Raw genomic sequence first — 5,195 nt, forward strand, 5'->3', positions numbered from 1 at the left:
TAAAAATGTAGCATAAAGAGTATATAAATTTTGTCTCAAAAATAGTTGCAAGTTCAGTCACCTGTTGCCACGGAAACAGCACTTATTGCTAAACTAAATGAATTGTATATCAATTTGAGATTGAAAGATTATCTTATCACCACTTACACTTATGATCCATTAATCGGAATAACAAGCATCACTCCGCCATCAGGAATCAGGGAGGTATACATTTATGATACAGCGGGTAGGCTCCAGGAAATAAGACAGGATTCCAAAACAGGTAAGCTTCTGAAAGAATTCAAATACAACTATAAAAACTAAGAATTGATGAAAAAAATATTAATCTCATTCAGTGCCTTGTTTGTGGTGGGCTTACTTCATGCCCAGGCAACGAATACTGAAAACTATATACAAACAAGAACCTATCTGGAGGGTGTCACCACTTCCAGTACTACGGCAAGGCAGGTACAGTCTGTGCAATACTTCGATGGTCTGGGAAGACCCAAGCAGGTGGTTAATGTAAAAGCCTCTCCTTTGGGAAGAGATGTGGTCACCCATATAGAATATGATGGATTTGGAAGACAGGTGAAAGATTATCTACCCGTTCCCCAATCCCAAACTTTAAACGGAGCCATCGTTCCCACCCCTTTATCCAATGCTACCCAAGCCGACATTTATGGTCCAGAAAAGATCTATGCCGAAAAGACACTGGAAAATTCTCCTTTAGATAGAATACTGGAGCAGAAACAGGTGGGAACAGCATGGAGTACAAAACCTGTGAAATTCCAGTATGATGCCAATATCCAGGCAGATTATGTAAGGAAATATGAAACGACGACAACATGGGATACTGCCGGTAAAATGACGGTAAGTACAATCCAGCTGTTACAGTATTTTTTACCCAGTTCGTTATATAAAAATACCATCACTGATGAAGATGGAAATAAGACCATTGAATTTAAAAACGGACAGGGGCAGGTTGTATTAGTCAGAAAGGTTGTAAGCGCAACAGAAAATGCAGATACCTATTATGTTTATAATGAATATAACCAGCTGGCTTTTGTAATCCCACCAGCCTCACCTGCAACTTTAGATGACACTGCATTAAACAATTTCTGTTATCAGTACCGTTATGACGGCAGGAATCGTCTTGTTGAAAAGAAGCTTCCAGGAAAAGGATGGGAATATATGGTGTATGATAAAGCAGACAGGTTAATTATGACCCAGGATGCCAATATGAAAGTATCAGGAAACTGGCTGTTTACAAAATACGATAAGTTCTCAAGAGTGGTCTATACAGGTATTGCTGATATTGGAGCCCAGTTTAACAGAGGACAGGTTCAGTTTAGTGCAGATTATTATATCAGCCAGGGACAACCTTCCAGTGAAGAACGTAATCAGGCAGGGTTTACCAACAGTGGAATGACTATATACTATGGGAATACAGTATATCCCACTACCGTAGCAAAAGTTTTGAGTATTAATTATTATGACACTTATCCGACAGGTACTCCAGCAATTCCGACCCTGGTTTTAGGTCAGAATGTATTGCCACAGAATGCCCAAAGTTCAAATGTAAGCACCAAAAGCTTACCTGTAGCCTCTTATGTGAAAAACATAGAAGATGATAACTGGACAAAAGCCTACACATGGTATGATATGAGAGGCAGGGTAATAGGAACTCATTCCGTCAACCATCTGGGCGGGTATACCAAAACAGAAACCGAGCTTGATTTTGCAGGTATTCCTCAGAAAGTAAACACCTATCATAAGAGACTGGCAGCAGATACAGAGAAAACAACCAAAGAAGTTTTCACTTATGATCATCAAAACAGGCTTCTGACCCATACCCACCAGATAGGCAGTGGCAGTGTTGAATATCTGACGCAAAATAAATACAATGAACTCTCTCAATTAGAAAGTAAGAAAGTTGGTGGTATAAGTGCTGCAACACCGTTACAGACCGTTGATTATAAGTACAATATAAGAGGATGGATGACCAAAATCAATGATCCTGCAACCTTGGATGGAAAATTGTTCGGATATGAGATCAAATATACCAACCCGGTATTTTCCGGTACAGCTCCCGGGAGATTCAATGGCAATATTGCAGAGATTGACTGGAAATCATCGATGGATGGTGTATTAAGAAGATATGATTACCAGTATGATGCTTTAAACAGGCTAGGAAAGGGAACTTATTCTGAGCCCGGCTCCTCGTTGATTTATAATAATTATTTCAATGAAGAACTGACCTATGACCTTAACGGAAATATATTAACCTTAAAAAGGCTTTCCAAACCCTCTTCAGGAACAGTTGCTGAAAGCATTGATAATCTGGTTTATAATTATTATAACGGTAACCAAAGCAACAGGTTACAGAAAATAACCCTTCCTACGGGTGTTACCAATAACCCTTCCGGATACAATGCCCTGGGAAATACCATCGGGTATGATGATAATGGAAATATGACCGACCAGCTGGATAAGGGAATTACCAAGATTACTTATAATTATCTGAATTTACCCAACAGCATAAAAAAATCAACGGAAACAATTAATTATACCTACAGGGCTGATGGGGTAAAGGTTGGGAAGAATTCTTCAGGTATTGCTACTCAAACAGATTACCTGGATGGGTTTCAGTATGAAACAACTACAGGGACAGCTGTACTTAAATTTATCCCAACTTCGGAAGGCTATTACAATTTTGAAAATAATAAGTATATTTACAACTATACAGATCATTTAGGAAATGTAAGATTAAGCTACACAAGGAATGATACCGGAATAGAGATCATTGAAGAAAACAATTACTATCCTTTTGGATTGAAGCATGAGCGGTATAATAACCTGGCAGGAAATCCTTCTTATCAGTATAAGTACAATGGCAAGGAACTTCAGACTGAAACTGGGATGTATGATTATGGGGCAAGATTTTATATGCCTGATTTGGGAAGATGGAGTGTGGTGGATCCATTAAGCGAATTACAATTTGCTTATAATCCCTACTCTTATGCCTATGGAAATCCAATGAGATTTAATGATCCTACGGGTATGATTGGAGAAGATCCGGATCCTAAAAAAATATATGGTCCTAAAGGAGGATATCCAATAGAAGAAGTTGTCATGACCTATACAAAGCCTAGTCCGCTTTCATTTATGGGTATTAATAATATGAATGCTTTTCACGCTTCAGAAGATAGATTTGCAGCAGGAATTAGAGGAAGTAAAGCAGCTCTTGCTACTGAAAAGTTTGAAAAAAATCTTGCTTTTGCAATGGGGACTTTCGGAATGGGGGGAAGTAACTTACTGGCTTCTGCTGGTTGGGCGGCTTTTGATACTTATATGAGTTATCAGGACGAAGATACTCAAGGAGCTGTTGCAAACGTACAACTCTTGGCTATGCTTATTCAAGTAAGACATGGAAATTTAAGTAAGGTAAGTAGTGTTTTAGATGCATTAGCAGCTGAAAAAGGAATAGTTATTAGTAATGGCATAACCAAAAAAGGGATTTTAAAAGTTGATTATCTATTTAAGGATGTCAATGATGCTAAAAATTTTGGAGCAAAAGCATTAGGTTCTTCCAAAACAAGAATTTATGATGGATCAGGTAAATGGATTGGATGGGAAAATAAGGCTGGAGATCAAGTTTATTGGGGACATGGTGATTGGGGAAAAGGTGTAGGAAGCTCTACTTTCCCGCATTTAAATTACAATATTAATGGTCAGAAAGGGCATTTATTTTTAGAAAACAAAATCAATAATAGAGGACAAGCATCCGAATTTATGTCATATTTTAATTTAGGTAAATAATTATGGAGGATTTTATAAATACTTTAAGATCTATTTTTTCAAAAACAGGGGATTCCACTTTAAAAAACTGTATTTATCATAATGGTAAAATAAATATTCAAATTGAGCTTTTTGATGATGAATTATTAAATATGGAATTTTTAACAGAATTCTTATACAGAAAAAATATTGATATGAAAGCTCCTTTTAATAAAGGATACCTTCAATGTATAAAATTATCCGAAGTTTTAAATATAGAGAATAACCATTACACAGTTTCTGGAGATTTTATAACAATTATGAAAACTCAAAAAAGCAAATTAAATCTCGCTTTAGGGTTAAGTGCAAATAAATACACACATATTATTACTTATTCAAATAACGAAATAGTTTTAGCATTTGTTATTAATGATAAAGACTCTTATAAATATGAATATGAGTAATTTTTCTATGTTCCCCCCAGCTTGCGCGAGCGCAATGTCATTAAGTTAAGAATTTAAGCTATTTCAAATCAAACACTTAGTTTGGTTTTATTGATTAATTTACATATATTTATAAGATAATCAGATAGTTATTATGTTGCAAAAAAACAGCTTTAATTATTTTGGAGAAGATACAAAAAGAGTTTTTTAGTGCATCACTCCAAGAAGCTCATAAAATGAACAATAAAGATTTTACAAGAAATAGAAAACAGTCATTTGTAAATACTCTGTTGTTAATGATTAATTTTCTGACCAAGAGTCTTTCTTTGGAAATTGAAAATTTCGTTCATTATTTAAAGAGAGAGATTTCTACCGCTGTGCCATTTACAAAAAGTGCATTTGTACAATGTCGGAAAAAAATATCTCCAGACGTCTTCCGTCATCTTTCAGGCTTATTGGTTAATGAGTTCTATACTGATAATTCAGAAGTTGAACTTTTGGAAGGCTTCAGGATATTGGCTATTGATGGCTCTCGCATTAGCTTACCTATAACCCAAGAACTTGAAAAGCATTATGGCAAAACAAGCAATCAAAGTGATACTTATATAATTCAGGCTAAAGTTTCAGTGCTGTATGATGTACTGAATAATTTTGTTCTTGATGGAGTTCTATCCAATGTAAGTATTGGTAAAAGAGAAATGACACTTGAGCATCTGCATCATTGTAAAATAGGTGATTTGATTATCTAATGAGAGTAAAAACTGATTTCAGTGGTGTGGCGAAATCTTTTATGGAAAGTGGTAAAAGATCAGAAATATTAGAAATAAATCCTGGCAAAAACACAAAACCATATGTGAGAGTAAACCAAAAGAAACCATCATTAAAAGTAAGGATGATCAGAGTAGACTTATCTGGTGGACAGACAGAATTACTCATTACATCATTACTGGAAAGTCAAAAATATACTCCACTTTTTTTTAAAGAGTTATATTTCAG

The 5,195-nt window shown here is 35.5% G+C and carries 5 protein-coding genes; all 5 read left to right on the top strand.

Going from position 1 to position 5,195, the window contains the following annotated elements:
• The first annotated feature begins 45 nt into the window (after nucleotides 1-45).
• Nucleotides 46-303 carry a hypothetical protein gene (locus tag PMI13_RS19130; RefSeq protein ID WP_007846878.1) on the top strand — a complete coding sequence of 86 codons (258 nt, stop codon included), beginning with the start codon at nucleotides 46-48 and terminating at the stop codon, nucleotides 301-303.
• 6 nt (nucleotides 304-309) lie between these two features.
• Nucleotides 310-3,798: a DUF6443 domain-containing protein gene (locus PMI13_RS19135; RefSeq protein WP_007846884.1), complete on the top strand. Its 3,489-nt coding sequence runs from the start codon at nucleotides 310-312 to the stop codon at nucleotides 3,796-3,798.
• A gap of 2 nt (nucleotides 3,799-3,800) precedes the next feature.
• Complete coding sequence (locus PMI13_RS19140; protein ID WP_007846885.1) at nucleotides 3,801-4,220, top strand: hypothetical protein; 420 nt, start codon at nucleotides 3,801-3,803, stop codon at nucleotides 4,218-4,220.
• A gap of 161 nt (nucleotides 4,221-4,381) precedes the next feature.
• Entirely contained in the window at nucleotides 4,382-4,948 is a 567-nt protein-coding gene (locus tag PMI13_RS19145; protein ID WP_007846886.1) for a hypothetical protein, read from the top strand.
• Nucleotides 4,949-4,989: 41 nt separating this feature from the next.
• Nucleotides 4,990-5,195 (top strand): hypothetical protein (locus PMI13_RS21645; RefSeq protein ID WP_238536339.1); only part of this gene is annotated, 206 nt, incomplete at its 3' end.

Origin of the sequence: Chryseobacterium populi (assembly GCF_000282115.1) — a bacterium.
Classification (GTDB): domain Bacteria; phylum Bacteroidota; class Bacteroidia; order Flavobacteriales; family Weeksellaceae; genus Chryseobacterium; species Chryseobacterium populi.

Coding starts and splice junctions, on each gene's coding strand:
- PMI13_RS19135 (WP_007846884.1), top strand. CDS start 310: ATGAAAAAAATATTAATCTCATTCAGTGCCTTGTTTGTGGTGGGCTTA.
- PMI13_RS19140 (WP_007846885.1), top strand. CDS start 3,801: ATGGAGGATTTTATAAATACTTTAAGATCTATTTTTTCAAAAACAGGG.